Source organism: Rhodospirillum sp. A1_3_36, assembly GCF_047263945.1.
Lineage (GTDB): Bacteria > Pseudomonadota > Alphaproteobacteria > Rhodospirillales > Rhodospirillaceae > Rhodospirillum.
The window spans coordinates 807692-826028 of the sequence record NZ_JBLAVB010000001.1; the positions used below are offsets into that span (position 1 = coordinate 807692).

The window sequence follows — 18337 nt, forward strand, 5'->3', positions numbered from 1 at the left end:
TCAGAGCCCTTTGCCTTGGTGGATGATCAGCTCCCTCAGTTTGAGCGCTTCCTTGCCAAACCGATGCTTTCCAGGGCCTCCTCGATTTCCGGCAGGATACCGGGGTCATCGATGGTGGCGGGCATTTTGAACTCCTGGTTGTCGGCGATCTTCTGCATGGTCCCCCGTAGAATCTTGCCCGACCGGGTCTTAGGCAAACGGTGCACGACCACTGTTTGCTTATAGGCGGCAACGGGTCCAATCTGCTCCCGTACCAGAGAGGCACATTCCTTGGCGATCTGTTCTGCGGGGGTATTGATCCCAGTCTTCAGGCAGACGAAACCAAGCGGCACCTGCCCCTTCAGGTCATCGGCAACTCCAATGACGGCACATTCCGCAACCGAGGGGTGACCGGCCAGAACTTCCTCCATAGCGCCTGTGGAGAGGCGGTGCCCTGCGACATTGATAATGTCGTCCGTTCGGGTCATCACGTAGATATAGCCGTCATCATCGATGAAGCCCGCATCACCGGTCTTATAGTATCCCGGAAAGTCATTGAGGTAGGCTTGGCGGAAGCGCGCCTCGGCATTCCAAAGGGTCGGCAAGGTACCCGGCGGCAGGGGGAGCTTGCAAACCAATGCGCCGATTTGGCCCGGTTCGACCTCGTGATTGTTGTCATCCAGGACGCGGACGTCCCAACCGGGCGCGGCCCGGGTAGGGCTGCCATGCTTGACCGGAAACAGGTGCAGACCCAAGCAGTTGGCCGCGATGGACCACCCTGTCTCCGTCTGCCACCAATGGTCGATCACGGGCACCTTCAGGACCGCTTCGGCCCATTCGATGGTGGCCGGATCACAACGTTCGCCCGCCAGGAACAGAGCCCGGAACTTGGACATGTCATATTTTTCGAGGAACGCGGCATCCGGATCTTCTCGCTTAATGGCACGGAAGGCCGTCGGAGCGGTGAACAAGGTTACCACGTTGTGTTCGGCGATCACCCGCCAGAACGTCCCGGCGTCTGGCGTTCCCACAGGCTTGCCCTCGAAAACCACTGTCGTCGCGCCCTGCAACAATGGGCCATAGCAGATATAGGAGTGCCCCACGACCCAACCCACATCCGACGCGGCCCAGAAAACTTCGCCCGGGTTGATGTTATAGATCGCCTTCATCGACCACTTGAGGGCCACCGCATGCCCGCCATTGTCGCGGACGACGCCCTTCGGCTGGCCGGTGGTGCCAGAGGTGTACAGGATGTACAGGGGGTCGGTCGCGGCCACCGGAACGCAGTCATGGGGTTCCGCCTCCGCCGCAATGGCCTCCCAGTCCAGATCCCGGGGAGCGGTCAACTCGGCCTTGGCCTGCTCGCGCTGAAAGACGATCACATGCTCGGGCTTATGGTCTGCCTGTTCAATGGCTTCATCAAGCAGGGGCTTGTAGGCGATCACCCGGTTCGGCTCGATGCCACAGGAGGCGGCAACGATCACCTTGGGCTGGGAGTCGTTGATGCGGGTCGCCAATTCATGGGGGGCGAAACCGCCAAAGACGACAGAATGCACAGCCCCGAGGCGAGCGCAGGCCAGCATGGCCACCAAACTTTCGGGAATCATGGGCATATAGAGGATGACCCGATCGCCCTTGGTCACGCCCTTTGCCGCCATGGCTCCGGCAAAGCGGGACACCTGATCCTTCAACTCGGCGTAAGTGGTGGTCGTCTTCACCCCTGTCATCGGGCTATCGTAAATGATGGCGGCCTGATCAGCGCGACCGTCCTCTACATGACGGTCGACCGCGTTATAACAGGTGTTCATTTCCCCGCCAGCGAACCAGCGGTAAAGCGGCGCATTCGACTCATCAAGGACACTGTCCCAGGTCTTCGTCCAGACGATGTCCTCTGCAGCCTTGCCCCAGAAAGCGGACTTATCCTGGATAGAAAGCGCGTATGCCTCTTCGTAAGCGTTGCCCATGGCGTTTCCCCTAATTTGCGCGCCTGAGGGGCGCGCCCTCTCTCTTGTTTGCGTTTCATGGGTCCGAATTCCCGGACCGTCCCCGCTTCTCTTCTTCGCTCTGGGAAAAACAGTTCAGGCGCGGTGGCCCCCGCGCGGTAATGCCCCTCCCCGGCATGATCGGGCCCCTTTGGCCCCCCGTAGGTGCGATGATCACGCACTCTTCTTAGATTTAGCGTCTTGGATTTGATATTTACCCGGAGCGCACCTTTCGAGCAACCCTCAGGTGCAGCGGCCAGCAGAAGAATCCCTTGGAAAACACCAAGCCCCGCTCCCGAGATCGGGGACGGGGCTCAAAAAGCACGATTGCCGCACTTTCAGTCTTCTTAGACGACTTTTAGTCCTCTTAGACTACGGTGTGGCCGCGCTGGGAAACGCGGCGCGAAAGCGAAAAAAGAATGGGAAGGATTTCCCCTCCCCATTCGATCATCGGGCCTCGCTCAGCTGGTCCCCATCCGTGCGATTTCGTCCTTGATACGCAGCTTTTGCCGTTTCAACTCGGCGATGGCTGACATGTCGGGGGAAGGGCGGGTGAATTCATTGTCCAAACGATCCTCCAATTCAGCGTGACGGAACTGAAGAGCATCTTTGCGAGCGTCTTGACCCATGGAAGAGACCTCCTAACCTCGTTTGCAGACAAGAAAACGGTAACACTCCCTTGTGACGGAAAAAAGGCGAACATTAAGCAGCATGTTTTTTCTGTCAATTTTGAAATTATATTGCGAATGCGAAGACAAGACGAATGCTCCAGTCCTCCGCTAGAAAATTAGCTAACTCCTTGATATCAATAAAAATACTAGACAGACTATCCAAATAACGTAACAACAAAGCAAGCGACTCGCAGCTATAAGAGCCCAACCCGAAATTCATACCGTGATTTCAAAGGTTTCCGTTCCAGAATGGAGACCTGCCGCTCTTCCTGTGGCGACAACGGCGAAGATCTGACGAGTGGCCCGAAGATGGACAGAGAGGTATTCCACAGGACGAGACCTATGGTTTACTGGTCCGAGTCCAAAAGGGCGTTGACCTTGTCGACCACGCTTTCGACGGATAGGGACTGCATCCCATCCGTGGCCTGGAGCACCGTAACCCGGGGGCCCGTGGGATACCATTGGCCAGGCGGAAGATCCTTGGTGCCGAACAACCCCAATGTGTTCACACCCAGACTCGCGGCAAGGTGCATCGGCCCGGAATCATGTCCAACAAACAGATCGACGCCTGCCAAGACCGCCGCAGATTCCCGAGGGGACAGGGTGCCGCAAGCGTTCAGAACCGAACCCCGCCACCCCACGGCCACCTTCTCCGCCCGCTCCCGGTCTTCGGGAGCCCCAAGGAAGACCAACCCATACTCACCACGTGACGGAGCAAGGATTTGAAACAAGACACGCCAGTTTTCCTCGCCCCAATCCTGGAGAGGAGTCTTGCCCCCCATATTGACCGCGATCACGGAACGCCCAACCGCCGACGACAACACCGCCCGCCCCTGGGCACATTCTTTCGCCGTCAAACGCAGGTCCCAGCTTTCTCTGGCCTCAAGGTCGATGGGACCGAAGTCCGCCCTGCAACAGCGCACCAGACGAGAGGCTTCCCGCTCCACGTTACCCGTTCCGCTCTCCTGTCTATGGGTTTGCAAGTCCACAGAGCGGGGAAAGCACAGGATGCGACGAAATCCAATCAGCTTAAAAAACACCCAATCCCTCCAAGCTGCCCAGCCCCCCCGTTTCGCCGGGATGTAGATCATGGTGTCGGAGCCCAGAGACCGAAGCACCTTCGCCAAGGTCCAAAGGGTCGGAAGGGATTGGGTTCCCAGGGGATATTCGATGACTCTCTCGATAAATGAGCTGCCGAGAACTGAAGCCGGTGAGGGAGCCACTTCGGAAACGGGATGATTGGTCAAAAGGACCCAGCGCGCATCGGGAAAGGTCCGTCGGGCCGCGTGGATACACGGCAAGGCCACGATGGTATCCCCCAGAGATCCCAGCCGATAGAGAACGATGACAGGACCGTTTCCGGCTGTCCGGGACCCATCGGAGCCCGCAATCCCCCTTAGTCGTACGTCATGGGATAGAAATGACTCGTGCATTTTCGCCATGAGTAAAAAGGAAACGATCTGCCCTCACTTTAGAGCATCGAGCGAAAAAGTGGGGACCGCATGGAACGCGGAGCGGACAACCGGTTTTCCGCTCACGGTACACGACAGTAATTGCTCTCCCATCACGGGGCTTTGCCCCGTCCCCCACTGGGGCCGAAAGGCCCCAGACCCCAGGCTCTTATTGATAAAAGAAAAATGGGGGTTTGGGGGCATTGGCCCCCAAATGGGCTTGGGCTATCGCCCAAAAAACACGAGACACGGTCGTGTCCTGTGCTTCTTAAGAACCCAACCTGAATGACTCTCATTATTTCAACACCTTAGTCGTCATTCCCGCGCAATCGGAGATCCGGGGTGGGAGCAGGCACCGGAGGCACATCCCGCCACGCCAGTGCGTAAGAGCGCCGACACCGAAATCAACCTTGGATGCCCGTTTTCACAGGCATGACGGAGCCTTTTGAACTCACGGCATGCCTTTTGGGTTGGGCTCTATGGGATTCGGGTCTGAGGCCCAGCGGCCCCAGCAAGTAAAACCGGGCAGAGTCCCAGATCAGATAAAGGGCCGGAACACCTCCTTTCCGGCCCATGCCGTCGGCGTCTGGTGCGGCGTATCCTACCCCAAGATCTTCTTCTTCAGAATCTCGTTGACCATGCCGGGGTTGGCCTTGCCCTGGGTGGACTTCATCACCTGACCGGTGAACCAGCCCAGAAGCTTCTCCTTGCCGCCCTGCACGTCCGCGACCTTATCCGGGTTGGCTGCGATCACCGCGTCCACCGCCGCTTCAATGGCGCCCGTGTCGGTGACCTGCTTCAGGCCCTTTTCCTCGACGATGACCTCGGGGTCCCCACCGGTTTCCCACATGATCTCGAAGACATCCTTGGCGATGCGGCCGCTGATCACATCTTCTTTCAGCAGGTCCAGCAACTTGCCCAGGTTCTCAGCCGAAACCGGGCTTTCCCCCACGGACTTGCCTGCCTTGCCCAAGGCACCGAACAGGTTGTTGATCACCCAGTTCGCCGCGATCTTGCCGTCTCGACCGTCGGCCACTGCCTCGAAGTAATCGGCATTGGCCTGATCGACCACCAGCACGCTGGCGTCATAGGGCGTCAACCCGAAGTCCGAGATGAAGCGCGCCTTCTTATCGTCGGGCAGTTCCGGCAAGGCGTCACGGATCTTCTCGACGAAAGCGTCGTCGAATTCCAGGGGCAACAGGTCCGGATCCGGGAAATACCGGTAGTCGTGGGCGTTCTCCTTGGAGCGCATGGACCGGGTCTCGCCCTTCGCCGGATCGAACAGGCGGGTTTCCTGCACGATCTCGCCGCCGCTTTCGTAAACCTCCACATGGCGCCGCGCCTCGGCCTCGATGGCCTGCATGACGAAGCGAACGGAGTTCACGTTCTTCACTTCGCAGCGCGTGCGCAGCTCGTCGTTCCCCTGGGGACGAACGGAGACGTTCACGTCGCAGCGCATGGAGCCCTCCTCCATGTTGCCGTCACAGGTCCCCAGGTAGCGCAGAATGGAGCGCAGCTTGCGCAGGTAGGCGCCCGCTTCCTCTGGCTCACGCAGGTCCGGCTTGGACACGATCTCCATCAGCGCCACACCCGACCGGTTGAGGTCGATCAGACTCTTGCTCGGATGCTGGTCGTGCATGGACTTGCCCGCATCCTGCTCCAGGTGCAGACGCTCGATGCCCACCTCGCGCGAGGACCCATCGGGCATGTCGAGCACCAGCTTGCCCTCGCCCACGATGGGCTGTTCGTACTGGCTGATCTGGTAGCCCTGGGGCAGGTCGGCATAGAAGTAGTTCTTCCGGGCGAAGACGGAATGCTTGTTGATCTTGGCACGCAGCCCCAAACCGGTCTTTACAGCCTGTTCCACGCAAGTGCCGTTGATCACCGGCAACATACCCGGCATGGCCGCGTCCACCAGCGAGACCTGACTATTGGGCTCGGCCCCAAACGTGGTCGACGATCCGGAGAACAGTTTGGACTGGCTGATCACCTGACAGTGCACTTCCAGGCCGATCACCACTTCCCAGGTGCCGGTTTCACCTTCGATCAGATAGGTCATGTCCGTTAGCCCTCCAGGCCCTTGGGAACGGCGGAGAAGCCCGCAGCCTTTTCCAGCACCGATCCCACGTTCAGCACGGTTTCCTCGTCGAAATAGCGCCCTACCAGTTGCAGCCCCAGGGGCAGACCGGTGGAGGACAGACCGACCGGCACCGACAGGCCCGGCAGTCCCGCCAAGGAGGTGGGCACAGTGAACACATCGTTCAGGTACATGGTGACCGGATCACTGACCTCCTCGCCCAAACCAAAGGCGGCGGTGGGCGTGGTCGGTGTCAGGATCGCATCCACGGTCTTGAACGCCGTCTTGAAGTCTTCGGCAATCAGCGCCCGGACCTTCTGGGCCTTCAGGTAGTAGGCATCGTAATAGCCGGCGGACAGGGCATAGGTTCCCACCAGGATACGCCGCCGCACCTCCTCGCCAAACCCTGCAGCCCGAGTCTTGCAGTACATGTCATTCAGGCTGTCCCCGTCCACCCGCAGGCCGTATCTCACACCATCGTACCGCGCGAGGTTCGACGACGCCTCCGCCGGTGCAATGATATAGTAGGTCGCCAGGGCGTATTTGGTATGGGGAAGACTGACCTCCACCACCTCGGCGCCCGCATCCTTCAGCATCTCCGCGCCCCGGTCCCAAAGGGCGGCGATCTCCGGATCAAGCCCCTCGGGCCGGTATTCCTTGGGCAGACCAATTTTCAGCCCCCGGATGTCCCCGGTCAGGGCGGCCTCAAAGTTGGGCACTTCCACCGGCGCGCTGGTGCTGTCCATGGGGTCATGTCCGGCCATGGCACGCAGCATGATCGCCGCATCCCCCACGGTGCGGGTCATGGGTCCGGCCTGATCCAGCGAACTGGCGAAGGCCACGATGCCCCAACGGGAGCAGCGCCCATAGGTCGGTTTCAGGCCGACAATGCCGCAGAAGGCCGCGGGCTGGCGAATCGACCCACCGGTATCGGTACCCGTCGCCGCCATGGCAATGCGCGCCGCCACGGCAGATGCCGAACCGCCGGAGGAGCCGCCGGGCACCAGCTTGGTGTCGTCTCCGGTCCGGGTCCAGGGGCTGACACAGGAGCCGGACGCGCTGGTCTCGTTGGACGAACCCATGGCGAATTCATCCAGGTTGGTCTTGCCCAACATGACGGCCCCGGCATCCTTCAGCTTGCGGCTGACGAAGCTTTCATAGGGCGGCACGAAATTGCCCAGGATGTTGGACCCCGCAGTGGTTTTCACCCCTTCCGTGCAGAACAGGTCCTTGATCCCCACGGGGATGCCTTCCATGGGTCCCGCTTTGCCGACCTCAATCCTGGCTTGGCTTTCTCCGGCCCGGGCGAGCGCCACTTCCGGCGTTTCGGTGATATAGGCGTTCAGTGCCCGCGCCGCCTCCATGGCCGTCAGATGGGCCTGGGTCAGTTCGACAGCCGTGAAGGCACCCTTGGCCATACCATCGCGCGCCTCGGCGATGGTCAGTTTGGTCAATTCGCTCATGCCGCTCACTCCATCACCTTGGGAACCAGGAAGCAGCCGTCCTGTTGCTCGGGCGCGTTGGACAGCACGCGGTCCGGGTATCCGCCGTCGGTTACCTTGTCCTCGCGCCAGGCCAAAGCCAAATCAGCAACGCTGGTCATCGGCGGCACACCATCGGTGTTCACCTCGCCCAGTTGCTCGATCCAGTTCAGAATGCCTGACAGTTCTCCGGCCAGGGCCTCCATGCGGTCCTCTTCCACGTCAATGCGGGCAAGGACGGCGATGTTGGCGACTGTGGTCTTGTCCAACGCCATGGGGTATGGATCTCCAAGTCCTGTTTTTCGTCTCCGGCCCCGGAGCCCGTCGCCCCTGGCCGCCTACGACTAATGTAAGAGACCTTTGTTTAACGATGCCCAACGAGGTCCGCAATGCCTATCCTTGAGCGAGATGCCTTCCAAGACGCCCTCCCCCGGGACGGAGCCCTGTTTGGCCTGGACTTGGGAACCAAGACCATCGGCGTGGCGGCCAGTGACACCCGGCGAATGATCGCCAGCCCTGTAACCACTATCAAGCGTAAGAAGTTCACCATCGACGCCCAGGCACTCCTCGCCCTGATCGACGAGCGGGCCATCATCGGCCTTGTCCTTGGCCTGCCCGTCGAAATGGATGGAACGATGGGATCCCGCTGCCAAGCAACCAAAGCCTTTGCCCGAAACCTCTTGGCCCTGCGCGACCTGCCCCTGCTTTTGTGGGACGAGCGCCTGTCCACTGCGGCGGTGGAGCGACTCCTTATCGGAGAGGCGGACTTGACACGCTCCAAGCGCGCCCAGGTGGTCGACCGCGCTGCAGCCGCCTATATCCTGCAAGGGGTTTTAGATGCCCTGCCAAAACGCTGAACGAGCCAAAATACAGCCTTTTAACTTATGCCTTTCGTCTAAAAGACATTTCTATTTCACCCAAATATACTGCGGGTATCGATGGAGCCGGGACACCGGTCCGCCCGATGCACTCGGGACTAGAGATCGCCTTTCATAGCCCGGCCTGCGCCGGATCACCCTTCGATCCTATCGATCCAGCCGAAGGGAACAGTCAACGCCCGCCCAATAGGGAAAGGGGACTCTGTTGAGATGAGCACTGCATTTTTTAAAAGGCCCGGATCAATCAGCACTGGGTCGATCAGTGATCGTCTGGTTGATATCCACAAGGCAACACGCCTAAACCATCCGGATGTCAGCCGGATCGCTATCGCGCTTTACGACCCCAAAACAGATCGACTGCGAACCTTCGCCCATTCCAGCGAGGGCCGACACCCCCTGGACAACTACCAGATCTGCCTTTCGGAGGTCCCCTCACTCAAAATTCTGGCAAAGTCGGGGGAAATCCGCACAGTCAACAATCTTATCGATTTGTCCAGCCCTGGCAGTGGACATCACACCCATGCCATTGGCGACGAATATCGCTCCAGCCTGACCGTCCCCTTTTATAAGGGGGAAGACTTCGCCGGCTTCATCTTTTTCAATTCCCGAAAGCAGGGTTATTTTACCAAGGACCGATGCCAGGCCCTGTCCCTGGCTGCAGAGTTGGCCCATGCCCTGGTCATGGAAACCCTCAAACCTGTGGAAATGCTCACCAACTCCATTAGCGTAGCCAAGGACATCAGCCACTACCGGGACGAAGAAACCGGCGCCCACCTGGACCGGGTGGCCAATTACGCCAGTCTGATCGCCCAACATCTGGCCAATCAAGAGGAGCTGGACGATGAATTCATCCAGATGATTTTCCTCTTCGCCCCCCTGCACGATCTGGGCAAGGTCGCCATTCCCGACCATGTCCTGCTCAAGCCCGGCAAGCTTGACCCGGAGGAACTGAAAATCATGCGCACCCACCCCGACAAGGGCGTGGAGATCTGTGACCGACTGCTCAATTCCCTGGGTTTTGTGTCACCCCGCCAGGGACGGATGTTACGCAATATCATCCAACACCACCATGAGGCCTGGGACGGCTCTGGCTATCCCCATGGACTCAGCCGACGGAACATCCCCCTGGAAGCGGCCATCGTCGCCGTCGCCGATGTTTTCGACGCTCTGACCAGTGCCCGCCCCTACAAAAGAGCCTGGAGCACCGAAGACGCTTTCGCTTTCCTGTCCCGTCATGGGGGTGAAAAATTCCATCCCGATTGTGTCGACGTCTTTATGAACCACAGACAGGAGGTGGAAGCGATTCAACAACGGTTTGTCGACAACCCCAATGATCGGGAATACGCCGAATGGTCCGAGCAATTCCTGTCCCAGGTCGGGTAACAGGAATCTATGCGAGCGAGGAGAGGGTCAAAGACGCCCCGTCAGGGAATGATCAAGATTCAAGGGTAACACCTCCAGGCTCATCCGATTGATAGCCTCGGTCTTCGTTGACACCTCCAGCTTGACAAACAAGGTTCGGATCTGTGACCGCACCGTCCATTCGCTGCGACCCAGGGCAAGCGCCAGATCTGCCGCGCTGCTATGCCCCGCCAGCATCGCCGTCCCTAATCGGGCTTCCGCAGGTGTCAAGCCATACAGTTCGGACAAAAGCGACCGCATTCGGTCCGCGTTCTGATTAAGCACAATTGTCGGGACCATCACCGCCACGGTGTCGATCGTCCCCCCCAACCCCAGAACATGAACGATCATACGCGGACAGCCCCCATCGGCGGGCACCAAGAAGGACGAGGCCTTGTTCCGCCCCGGCTCCTTTTCCATGGCCTGCCGTACCGAGAGGAGAGTCATCGTCAACTTCTGATCCCCAATAGGAGAGGTTAAATGCAGACGCTCACAAGCGTCTTTATTCAAGAACTCCCCCCGATCCAGCTCCGCCCGGCCTGCGGTATTCACTCCAACGATGACGTCGGAACCGTCGAGCAAGAGCGTGGGAGCACTGAAAAATTCCACAAATGAATGAAAGAGAACATGAGTCACAGATTGATCTTCCATTACCTTCGTTTCCTCCATGAACCCCATACTCTTATTAGAGCTTTTCTTCTCTCTTGATAACACAAATTTCTCTTAAAACGGACGCTTTAGTAATTTAGTATTATTTTTTGGTGGCTATTTTTCCAAGTTTTAAATAGATTATCAATCGGTTAAATTTCATTATAACTCAAAATTGAATCTTTAATATTTATCATCCATTTAAATTTTCCCTTTGGAGAAGCAGTCACCAAGCAGCCTGGCTCCCTCATGGCGAATCGAACCTTGTCCTTGCACTGAACAGACCTCCGTCGTAAACCCAGCCCCATGAATGGAACGTTAGGGGCAGTCCTGCCCGTCTTTCTGGTCATCCTGCTGGGTCTAGTCCTACGTCGGGGGCGGTTCGTTTCCGACTCATTCTGGCAGCCTGCGGAGAAACTGACCTATTTCGTGACCTTTCCGGCCCTGCTGACGGCGAACCTCGCCAAGGCGGAAATGGGGGAACTTGCCTGGGAATCGCTGATGGTGGTGGAAGCCCTCGCGGTCCTGGCTGCGGCCGGGCTGATGGTCTCCCTGCGCCACCACCTCCGAGCCCGCGGGACCACTGATCCCTCCTTCACCAGCGCCTTTCAAGGGGCAATCCGTCCGAACACCTATGTGGGGCTAGCCGTTGCGGTCGCCCTATATGGGAGTCCTGGAGTTACCCTGACCGCCATCTGCATCGCCGTCGTGGTTCCCTTGGTCAATGTTCTGGCGGTCCTGTGCCTGTCGACCCTGGGGCATGGGCAATCGGCTGGTGCTTGGAATCTTGCGAAGGGTATTCTGACCAATCCGCTGATCCTGGCCTGCCTGTTGGGAATCCTCCTCAACGGAACGGGGATCGGCATGCCCCCCGTCATCGGTCCCTTCCTGGACATCCTGGGGCGGGCGGCCCTACCCATCGGGCTGCTCGCCGTGGGGGCTGGTTTGGCGCTGGAGGGGCTCCAGGGCCGGACCCTTCCCCTGGCCCTTTCGAGTTTGGCGAAGCTGGTCGTCATTCCCCTTCTGATCTGGCTGGGCGCCCTGCTTGCCGGGCTGGACGCCATAACCACCACGGTCGCCGTGATCTATGGTGCCCTGCCCTGTTCGGCCTCGTCCTACGTCCTGGCCCGGCGGATGGGGGGCGACGCGCCCCTGATGGCGTCGATCATCACCGTTCAAACTCTCCTGTCCGCCGCCACCATCCCCTTGATTGTCCTCTTTCTGCCTGGAGCCGCTTGAGGTCAATCAGATCTCACCGGCAATAGGCCCCCTCAGTCATCATCATCATAATATCCTTGTTCCGCCCCCCGGTGACAGGCGACGCAATCGAGGATGGACTTAATGCCCTTACGAGCCAGGCGATCCGGCGTGAAGCGCCTGTGTTCATGGGCGAAGTGTCGGCTTTCCGTGAACCGGGGAAGCGTGACCTCGGTCCCGCCAGTCCCAGACACGCCAGGGGAGCCCCACCGTCCGGCGCTGGCCGTCAAATAGGCGGTGATGGCTGCAGTATCCTTCTCTGGCAGGCTGGCGTTTTCACCATAGTGCTTGTCCAGGTTGGCCATGATCACCTCCCAGGAACCTGGGGAGAGCAGGCTTGGTGGGAAGGCCATATGGCACTCTCCGCATTCCTTCAGAGTCAGGGGATCGGTCACGGGCCTCATCCGTTCCTCCCCTTGAGCCAGCAGGGGCGCCCCGGCAAGGGTTGCGCTCAGGGCGCCGAGGATCAGGGCTTTACGCATGACAGTCATGGATCATATTCCTTTTTTATCGGCTTAACAGGAAGGCGGCGAAGTCGCCCTGTTCCAGGGCTGTGCAATCCCGGCCGAGAACAGCGGGGCAATCCCGGCCAAAGCGCTTATCCATCTGGCCCAGGTCGGAAACCCGTTCCGGGTTCACAGAGACGGCCATGGGGTCAATGACCCGACCGGTCTTGACGTGCTCCCCCTGATTGCGCGGGTCCGGGGTATGGCAGGCGGAACAGGAGGGGCGGGTTGCGTCCACCGTATTCCGCGAAAGGTAAAGGGCCTCTCCCCGCGCCGGATCAAAGGCGGTAACCGCCGGATCCTCAGCCTGAGCACGGGCCAGCAATTCGGCCATGACCGCGTCTTGGGGAGATCCGGCCGCGGCGGGATCGGGCGCAGTGACTCCCAACCCGGCAACGAGAACAGCGGCACCGAAAGCGACGCCCACGCGTCGACCGAGCAGAGATGCGATCCGCCCCAAACGGGAGAGGGCTGTGCCAAGCAGGGCAACCACCCCACCCTTGGGCCGCCAGAGCAGCCCCAAAACCAGGGCCACATGTCCGCCCACCAGCCAAGGCGCTGCCTCGGAAAGCGCTTTATGAAGGCCTTCGGCAGAGTGGAACCAGTCTGCGGCGATACCGCTATAGCCTGCCAGGGCAAAGCCCAACAGCATGATCGCCGCCATCCAGGGCATGACCAGACGAATCAGGGGGCCGCGTCCGCTTATGGCCTCGACACCGGGTTTGGCGAGGCGGCGAAGGGCGAAGGGCCCCTTGCCCCGGGCCAGGACCGCAGCCACCAGCCGCGCCCCGACCAATCCAGCGAAGAGGTAACCGGAAAACTGGTGCATGAAGAAGGTGTCCTCATCCGCCGTCAGATAGGCCACGACACCAGAACCGACGATAGATCCGTGCCACAGCCGCCACAGGGCAACCTTCCAGTTGCCGGAAAAGGGGATCCTCATTGGTCCACTCCATGAAAGGGGTCGGCAGGGGCGACAGCGGCGGAAAGGGTCCGTGGAGCCAAGTCTAAAACGGGCGCCTCGGCGCTCCGGGCCACACTCCAGGACAGGGCCGACAGCGCCACCACAGCGATACCCATCAATCCCTGGGAAAACAGCTTTTTAATCATGGGAAAAGGTCCCTTTCATCCGTTGTCGTCGATGCAAGACGGGATCCATCCCCCGTCCATGGTTCCCAATCTGCCCTCCCCTCCATGAACCCACCGTGACGCCGCTGTTCATTTGCCATTCATGTTCGGCCCGCTATGTTTGAAGGATGTCAAACAAATCGATATATCCCCTGCAGGGGCCAATCCGCGTCCCAGCTCTGATCCTCACCCTGGCACTCACCCTTGGCCCCGCCCTCTTGATCTCCGGCCCGGCCTGGGCGGATGGGGATGATCACGACCATGACCATGACCATGACCGCGCCCGGGCCGCTCTGCGCCGGGGGGATATCCTGCCCCTGACCGAGATCCTGGAGCGAATCCAGACCCAGGTCCCCGGTCGCTTCCTGGAAGTGGAACTGGAGGGCAAACACGACACTTTGATATACGACATAAAAATCATGGACGACCGGGGCCGGATCACACGCCTGGATGTGGACGCGGCCACCGGCGCGATCCTCAAACGCCGTGTCGGCGGGCACGACTGAGCCATGCGCGTCCTGATCGTCGAAGATGAACCCACCCTGGCCACGACCTTGAGTCGCGTCCTGGAGAAGGCGGGCTTCGCCGTAGACATCGCCTACGACGGAGAAGAGGGCCTCTTCCTGGGGGAAACGGAACCCTATGACGCCATCGTCCTGGATCTGGGCCTGCCCAAACTGGATGGCGTCGGCGTGCTGCGCCAATGGCGTGCCAGGGCCATGGATGCGCCGGTCCTGATCTTGACCGCCCGGGGGGCTTGGTCGGAGAAGGTCGCCGGGTTCGAGGCAGGTGCCGACGATTATGTGACCAAACCCTTCGAGATGGAGGAGGTCGTTTACCGCCTGAAAGCCCTCGCTCGCCGCGCCCGAGGTCAAGCCAGCGCCGAGATCACCATTGGTCCCCTGCGGGTCGATACCAACGCCCAAAAGGCTGCTATCGCCGGTGTCCCCCTCGATCTGACGGCCCAGGAATACCGAATCCTCGCCGCCCTGGCTCTGCGGCAAGGGCAAACGGTGACCCGCACCGATATTATCGAAACCGTCTATGACCGGGACTACGACAGGGACTCCAATGTCATCGACGTCATCATCGGCCGACTGCGCAAAAAGCTTGGCCCAGGCTATATTGCCACCGTGCGCGGCCTGGGCTACCGCCTGGACACTCCCCCCCCATGATCCGGGTAACACCCCGGTCCTTGCGGGGGCGCCTCTTGCTGGCTGGCAGTCTCTGGCTGATGGCCGGTGTCACGACCGCCTATCTGCTGCTCTCCTGGGCCATCGCCGACACCCTCAATCACGCCTTCCAGGATCGACTCGCCGGGTTGGTCGATAGCTTGGCTGCGGGAATTGACCCAGGGACTGACCCAGGAAACGGGTCTGGACCGGGGAGCCCTGCGGATCCCGCCTTCACCGTCCCCCGTCCACCAACAGACTCCCGCTTTGAACAGGCCTATTCGGGCTGGTATTGGCAGGTGAGCCAAGGGCAGACCATCGTCCGGTCCCGCAGCCTTTGGGACACTGTGCTCGAAACCCAGTTGGATCCGGATGGAGAGCTCCACACCCACCGGACGACCGGACCGAGGGGGCGGCGGCTGCAGGTGGTGGAACGCGATATCCAACCCCCGGGCATTCCGGGGCTGGTCCATGTCTCCGTAGCGGCCGACCGAACGGAGATCGACGGGGACATTACGCGCCTGCGCCTTCTGGTGGCCCTCTGCCTGCTGGCCCTGGGCGGCGGGCTGCTGGCGGCGACCATCGCCCAGGTCACCTATGGCCTCAGACCGCTCCGCACTTTGGGTCACACCCTCGACCGCTTGCGGGAGGAGCCCGATGCCCGGGTCGGCGAGGACCAACCGACCGAGATCGCCCCCCTCGCCCGGGCGTTGAATGGGGTGCTCGACCACGACGCGGCCCTGATCGACCGGGCACGCACCCATGTGGGCAATCTGGCCCATGGCCTGAAGACTCCCCTGGCCGTGCTCAACGCCGCAGCCGGAGAAGGCGAAACGGTTTCCGCAGCCACCGTCCGGGCGGAAACGGCCATCATGGCCCGCTTGGTGGACCGGCATCTGGCCCGCGCCCGGGCCGCCGCAGGCTCGGCCGACTCCTTGGGCTCCCGCGTCCCGGTGCGGGAGACGGCGGAACGCCTGAAACGCACCTTCGCCGCCCTCCTCCCCCGACCAGTCACCATGACCCTGGAGATCACCGAGTCCGCCCGCTTCCCCGGAAATGCGGACGACCTGATGGAAATTCTCGGCAACCTGATGGACAACGGTGGGAAGTGGGCGGAGTCCCTGGTTCTCGTCACCGCGTTCCAGGCCGATGGCGGCCTGTTCCTCGCCGTGGAGGACGATGGCCCCGGACTACCGGAGGGGGAAGCGAACGCAGCCTTGGCCCGAGGGGCGCGGCTCGACGACGCCAAACCGGGCCACGGCCTGGGGTTGGACATCGTTTCCGATCTTGTCGACCTGCGCGGCGGAACCATGACCCTGGACAAAAGCCCCCTGGGAGGCTTGCGAGTTACCCTTCTATTTCCGTGATTCTCAGCGGTTTTTTTGCGCCCTGAACGCCCCATTCTCGACATTTTTTCCTGAATCAGCCCTCCGGTGATGCCCGTCACAGCACCGAGCCGGGGACTCGGTTAATTATTTATCAATGGTTGGAAACGGGATCGGCGAGGCCGACGAGGCAACCAACGAAGCGGTTACCAATACTGGCAACGATCCGACGCTTCATCCGTTTCCCTCATAAGAGATCCAATGGAGGACAGAGATTATGTCCAAACTGCGCAAAATTCTGGGTGTTACAGCCGCCGCCGCCATTCTTGGAGCCGCACTCCCTGCGGCCCTGGCAGAGCAGGCCAACGAGTCCGCCCGAGTGACTGCCGCTCAGGAAAGCCTCCGTCCAGCCAATACCATGCCTGCTCCGGAGGTGACCTTCTCCTTCGATGAAGCGGCGAATCTGAGCTGCGACGATGTCCTGAACAACGTGGCCATCGGCGCCCCGGTGCCCCTGTCCGGCGCCCCCTGTATCGAAAGCTACCTGCTGGTGAGCGGTCTGGGTCGGGAAGAGCTGACCAGTCAGGACCCCGCTGCGGAACTGTTCAACAACACCTTGGTTGGAACCCTGAGCGCCCCAGACCCGTTTGCCTGCGAACAGGTTCTGACCGGCTTGGCCACGGGTCAGGCAATGCCAATCACCGTGGCTCCCTGTGTGACGGCCTATATGTTGCCGCATTCGCCAGAGATAGTATCCCGAGAGAACAAGAGCTTGTCCGGGGCCTGACCCCCAACCCCCACCCGGGGTCCCGGACACCGTCCGATTGGCCGCCTCCCTTCCAATCGGACCCTCAAACCCGCCCATCCACCCCGATGGGCGGGTTTTACTTTGTTCACGCCCTACATCAAACCGCCCTCACAGTACACGACAGTGTCTCGTCTTTTTGGGCGATAGCCCAAACCCCCACTTTTCTTTTAAAAATAACAGACTGGGGTCTGAGGCCTTTCGGCCGCAACTGCCTGGCGTCTGGGGCCTTTCGGCCCCAGTCGGGGACGGGGCAAAGCCCCATGACTGGAAAGCACCAACTGTCGTGTACTGTGGCCACAAAGTGGCCCAACTTGATCTCGGAGCACTCTCGTCGGAAGCCCTACCCTTCCACACGTTGAATGGTGGAAGAGACCGCCCACTTGTTGGTATTCCCTTCCGTCGCATACTGGTCAATCTCGGCCAGATCCTCGGCAGAGAAAGAAAGTCCGTTCAGCGCGCCCAGGGAATTCTCCAACTGCGCGACGGTCCGCGCCCCAATCAGGGCAGAGGTCACCCGCGAATCGCGCAGGACCCAGGCGATGGCCATTTGCGCCAAAGACTGACCGCGTCGCTCGGCGATGCCATTCAGGGCGCGAACCCGGTCAATCTTATCGCCCAAGCTGTCTTCGGTGAGCGACACCCCTTTGCTGGCGCGCGCATCGTCGGGCACGCCATTCAGGTATTTGTTGGTCAACAGACCCTGGGCCAGGGGCGAGAAGGCGATACAGCCCGTGCCCAGCTCCTCCAGCAAGTCCAGCAAGCCATCCTCGATCCAACGACTGAACATGGAATAATTCGGCTGATGGATGAACAGGGGGACGCGCTCTTCCTTGAGAATCGCCGCAGCCTGACGGGTCAATTCGGGCGAGTAGCTGGAAATGCCCACATAAAGCGCCTTACCCTGGCGATGGGCCTGGACCAGCGCGCCCATGGTTTCCTCCAGCGGCGTGGTCGGATCGACCCGGTGGGAATAAAAGATGTCGACATAGTCGAGTCCCATCCGCTTGAGGGACTGATCAAGACTCGCCAGCAGATATTTTCGGCTTCCGCCAACCCCACCATAGGGACCCGGCCACATGTTCCATCCCGCCTTGGTCGAGATGATCATTTCATCACGATAGGGGCTGAAATCCTTGGTCAGCACCTGCCCGAACATTTCCTCTGCCGATCCGGGCGGGGGACCGTAGTTGTTCGCCAGGTCGAAATGGGTCACCCCCAAATCGAAGGCCCGGCGCAGGATGGCCCGCCCCGTCTCGAAGGAATCCTCCCCACCAAAATTCTGCCAGAGCCCCAGCGAAATGGCGGGCAGATCTATTCCAGACCGCCCACAGCGGCGGTAGGTCATGCGATCGTAACGTTCGTCGTTGGCCAAATACGGCATATGACGTCTTTCCTCTTTTCCTTGCCGAGCTCAGTTCTTGTGACCCGGCGACGTACAGGTTGCACGGTACGCGTAAGCGCTTGGGGTCTGGGGCCTTTCGGCCCCAGTGGGGGACGGGGCAAAGCCCCGTAACTGGAAAACACTCCCTATCGCGTACCGTGTACAGGTTGGTCTTCGCCCCATGTAGCATTT

At 60.4% G+C, this 18337-nt stretch carries 18 protein-coding genes; 7 read left to right on the forward strand and 11 right to left on the reverse strand.

The window, feature by feature from the left end:
* Nucleotides 1-35: 35 nt before the first annotated feature.
* From ACLIRY_RS03535 to gatC, 6 genes are all read right to left on the reverse strand, one after another.
* Nucleotides 36-1958 (reverse strand): propionyl-CoA synthetase, encoded by a 1923-nt coding sequence (locus ACLIRY_RS03535; protein ID WP_413204192.1) that lies wholly within the window; start codon nucleotides 1956-1958, stop codon nucleotides 36-38.
* A gap of 464 nt (nucleotides 1959-2422) precedes the next feature.
* Entirely contained in the window at nucleotides 2423-2590 is a 168-nt protein-coding gene (locus tag ACLIRY_RS03540) for a YdcH family protein (RefSeq protein ID WP_413203952.1), read from the reverse strand.
* Nucleotides 2591-2979: 389 nt separating this feature from the next.
* A complete protein-coding gene (locus ACLIRY_RS03545; protein ID WP_413203953.1) occupies nucleotides 2980-4065 on the reverse strand; it encodes a glycosyltransferase family 9 protein in 1086 nt (361 codons plus the stop codon).
* 619 nt (nucleotides 4066-4684) lie between these two features.
* Nucleotides 4685-6142: an Asp-tRNA(Asn)/Glu-tRNA(Gln) amidotransferase subunit GatB gene (gene gatB, locus ACLIRY_RS03550; RefSeq protein ID WP_413203954.1), complete on the reverse strand. Its 1458-nt coding sequence runs from the start codon at nucleotides 6140-6142 to the stop codon at nucleotides 4685-4687.
* A gap of 5 nt (nucleotides 6143-6147) precedes the next feature.
* Nucleotides 6148-7623, reverse strand: a complete 1476-nt coding sequence (gene gatA, locus ACLIRY_RS03555; protein ID WP_413203955.1) for an Asp-tRNA(Asn)/Glu-tRNA(Gln) amidotransferase subunit GatA — start codon at nucleotides 7621-7623, stop codon at nucleotides 6148-6150.
* 5 nt (nucleotides 7624-7628) lie between these two features.
* Entirely contained in the window at nucleotides 7629-7916 is a 288-nt protein-coding gene (gene gatC / locus ACLIRY_RS03560; protein WP_413203956.1) for an Asp-tRNA(Asn)/Glu-tRNA(Gln) amidotransferase subunit GatC, read from the reverse strand.
* A gap of 114 nt (nucleotides 7917-8030) precedes the next feature.
* Between gatC and ruvX the strand changes: the two genes are divergently transcribed.
* Nucleotides 8031-8498 carry a Holliday junction resolvase RuvX gene (ruvX, locus tag ACLIRY_RS03565; RefSeq protein ID WP_413203957.1) on the forward strand — a complete coding sequence of 156 codons (468 nt, stop codon included), beginning with the start codon at nucleotides 8031-8033 and terminating at the stop codon, nucleotides 8496-8498.
* Nucleotides 8499-8729: 231 nt separating this feature from the next.
* Nucleotides 8730-9902 carry an HD-GYP domain-containing protein gene (locus ACLIRY_RS03570; protein WP_413203958.1) on the forward strand — a complete coding sequence of 391 codons (1173 nt, stop codon included), beginning with the start codon at nucleotides 8730-8732 and terminating at the stop codon, nucleotides 9900-9902.
* Nucleotides 9903-9929: 27 nt separating this feature from the next.
* On the opposite strand, the gene ACLIRY_RS03575 is transcribed toward ACLIRY_RS03570, so the two are convergent.
* Nucleotides 9930-10502, reverse strand: a complete 573-nt coding sequence (locus tag ACLIRY_RS03575) for a helix-turn-helix transcriptional regulator (protein ID WP_413203959.1) — start codon at nucleotides 10500-10502, stop codon at nucleotides 9930-9932.
* A 372-nt stretch (nucleotides 10503-10874) separates the two neighbouring features.
* Here ACLIRY_RS03575 and ACLIRY_RS03580 point away from each other — a divergent pair, with 372 nt between their 5' ends.
* The gene (locus ACLIRY_RS03580; RefSeq protein ID WP_413203960.1) at nucleotides 10875-11807 is read left to right on the forward strand and encodes an AEC family transporter; all 933 of its coding nucleotides are present in this window, start codon (nucleotides 10875-10877) and stop codon (nucleotides 11805-11807) included.
* Nucleotides 11808-11839: 32 nt separating this feature from the next.
* Here ACLIRY_RS03580 and ACLIRY_RS03585 read toward each other — a convergent pair whose 3' ends face one another.
* Genes ACLIRY_RS03585 through ACLIRY_RS03595 form a run of 3 tightly spaced genes read right to left on the reverse strand, consistent with a single transcriptional unit; the run spans nucleotide 11840 to nucleotide 13441 of the window.
* On the reverse strand, nucleotides 11840-12316 hold the full coding sequence (locus tag ACLIRY_RS03585; protein ID WP_413203961.1) for a cytochrome C: 477 nt from the start codon (nucleotides 12314-12316) through the stop codon (nucleotides 11840-11842).
* 16 nt (nucleotides 12317-12332) lie between these two features.
* Nucleotides 12333-13274, reverse strand: coding sequence for a DUF1924 domain-containing protein (locus ACLIRY_RS03590; RefSeq protein ID WP_413203962.1), 942 nt, complete (start codon nucleotides 13272-13274; stop codon nucleotides 12333-12335).
* Nucleotides 13271-13441, reverse strand: a complete 171-nt coding sequence (locus ACLIRY_RS03595; protein ID WP_413203963.1) for a hypothetical protein — start codon at nucleotides 13439-13441, stop codon at nucleotides 13271-13273. Before ACLIRY_RS03595 ends, ACLIRY_RS03590 begins: the two co-directional genes overlap by 4 nt.
* Before the next feature lie 146 nt (nucleotides 13442-13587).
* On the opposite strand from ACLIRY_RS03595, the gene ACLIRY_RS03600 reads away from it, so the two are divergent.
* From ACLIRY_RS03600 to ACLIRY_RS03615, 4 genes are all read left to right on the forward strand, one after another.
* Complete coding sequence (locus ACLIRY_RS03600) at nucleotides 13588-13965, forward strand: PepSY domain-containing protein (protein ID WP_413203964.1); 378 nt, start codon at nucleotides 13588-13590, stop codon at nucleotides 13963-13965.
* Between the two features lie 3 nt (nucleotides 13966-13968).
* Nucleotides 13969-14634, forward strand: a complete 666-nt coding sequence (locus ACLIRY_RS03605; RefSeq protein ID WP_413203965.1) for a response regulator transcription factor — start codon at nucleotides 13969-13971, stop codon at nucleotides 14632-14634.
* Complete coding sequence (locus tag ACLIRY_RS03610) at nucleotides 14631-15998, forward strand: ATP-binding protein (protein WP_413203966.1); 1368 nt, start codon at nucleotides 14631-14633, stop codon at nucleotides 15996-15998. Before ACLIRY_RS03605 ends, ACLIRY_RS03610 begins: the two co-directional genes overlap by 4 nt.
* A gap of 235 nt (nucleotides 15999-16233) precedes the next feature.
* On the forward strand, nucleotides 16234-16743 hold the full coding sequence (locus tag ACLIRY_RS03615) for a hypothetical protein (protein WP_413203967.1): 510 nt from the start codon (nucleotides 16234-16236) through the stop codon (nucleotides 16741-16743).
* 361 nt (nucleotides 16744-17104) lie between these two features.
* On the opposite strand, the gene mgrA is transcribed toward ACLIRY_RS03615, so the two are convergent.
* A complete protein-coding gene (gene mgrA, locus ACLIRY_RS03620; RefSeq protein ID WP_413203968.1) occupies nucleotides 17105-18145 on the reverse strand; it encodes an L-glyceraldehyde 3-phosphate reductase in 1041 nt (346 codons plus the stop codon).
* Nucleotides 18146-18337: the final 192 nt, after the last annotated feature.